Raw genomic sequence first — 1,540 nt, 5'->3', positions numbered from 1 at the left:
CCGGCCGCGCCAGCGGACGTCCGTCAACTGGTTGGAGCGCAGCGGAAACCAGGGCGAGCCCAGCGAGCCTGCCCTTCGTCCAGCAGCTTGTTGGACTTTTCTTCCTCTGCAAGGGAATCTGGAGCCGCAGCAGTTTGGCTGCGTCGGGTTTAAAAGTTGTGGTGTTCCTGGGCGTGCGCCGTGTCCACTGGACCGGTCTTTTCGCCTGCCGTGAGCAGCTGCAGCTCGATGATGTCCTCGGCCAGGCTCGCGTCAGCGGCCGGTCTGTCGTCGTCGGTCAAGATGTATTCGGTTCCCACAGCGTCCCTCCCCGTTTGTGGCGTCTTATGCCCACTGTAGTTCGGGATCCTGCATGCTGACTGGGTGTGTGGCTGCGCCCGCGTCAGCGTGACTCGGCGGCCGGAGGAGCGCCAGCGGGGGAGGCCGCCCCGCCACGGGAAGGCCGGGACGGATACCTCGAAGGTGATCCGTCCCGGCCTTGGCTGTCCTAGATCAGGCGGCGCTGGTAGGAAGTGCCCTCGTCGCGGGCGACGTCTGCGACGGCTCCGCGGTTGATGAGTTCGCGCAGCAGCACGGCGAGCCGGAAGTCCGAAACGTCCTCAGTGGCAAGTTTCAGGTAGCGGTCTGCCTGGGTTCCGTGGCCTTTGAGCCATTCCAGCCAGCCCATCAGGGCCAGCATGGGGGCGCGCTGACCGGTGGGTACGACCTTCATCAGGTCGAACGCGATAGCTTCCGCGCGGTCCACTCGCGTCCAGTCGGGGCGGGCGGTGAACTTTCCGGTGAGGGTGTCACCAAAATTGCCGTTGTGCGTGGTGATGGTGTCGCGGAACAGGTAGTCACGGATGTGGCGGTGCTGGAATGCTGCTGCCAGCTGGCGGGCCGTTTCCGTGTCCGGCGTACCTTCGCCGTCCAGCACGGCGGCCCATGTCGCGCACGCGGTGTCCAGATCCTCGTCCGTGCCTTCCGGCGCCTGCACAGGAAGGGCCCACGCACCCAGCAGTTCCGGGTTGTAGACGTCGATATCGGGGGCGGATCCGAAATAGGTCAAGGTGACGTTCGCGTTGCTGTCGCGGATTTCATCCAGCGAGTTCTTCTCCGGGGTGCCGTAGGTTGCCCAGTAGGTGCCCGTCACCAGGAAGACCTTTTTTACGGGCATCCGTGCGGTGGCCAGCTCGGTGCTGAGTGCGAGCACGTGGGCGGCGTACGGGAAGCCGTAGGCCGGTTTCTCGTCGGTGTAAACGATCACGAAGCTGCCCGTTGCCTTCTCGTCGTTGGCGGCGTAGGTCGCCATCATTTGGGCGTAATCCAGTGGTGCGGCCTCTGCCGGTGCGTCCATGCGGAGGGTTGCTCCAAGGGTGCCGAAGCGTGACGTCAGCACGACAAACGACTCCTTGGGCTGGTTGCCCAGCAGGTGCGGGACGGCGGCGAGCAGGTCAGCGGAACCGGAGATGGTCAGTTTTTCAGTCATGGTTTTTGTCCTTGCAGAGACGTGGGGGGTGTGGGGCGATCAGGTGACCGGCCAGCTTCCCTTTCCCCCGTT

General features: G+C 64.5%; 2 protein-coding genes. Both read right to left on the bottom strand.

Going from position 1 to position 1,540, the window contains the following annotated elements; translation table 11 throughout:
* Positions 1-149: 149 nt before the first annotated feature.
* Positions 150-299: a hypothetical protein gene (locus ACKAE7_RS20945; RefSeq protein WP_400595001.1), complete on the bottom strand. Its 150-nt coding sequence runs from the start codon at positions 297-299 to the stop codon at positions 150-152.
* Positions 300-487: 188 nt separating this feature from the next.
* Positions 488-1,468 (bottom strand): DUF4192 domain-containing protein, encoded by a 981-nt coding sequence (locus tag ACKAE7_RS20940; protein ID WP_408980214.1) that lies wholly within the window; start codon positions 1,466-1,468, stop codon positions 488-490.
* Positions 1,469-1,540 lie beyond the last annotated feature (72 nt).

Origin of the sequence: Pseudarthrobacter sp. NKDBFgelt, from assembly GCF_046097905.1 — a bacterium.
In the GTDB taxonomy this organism is placed as follows: Bacteria; Actinomycetota; Actinomycetes; order Actinomycetales; family Micrococcaceae; genus Arthrobacter; species Arthrobacter polychromogenes.
The sequence above is the reverse complement of the archived record's forward strand: the minus strand, read 5'-3'. Positions and strand labels throughout refer to the sequence as shown.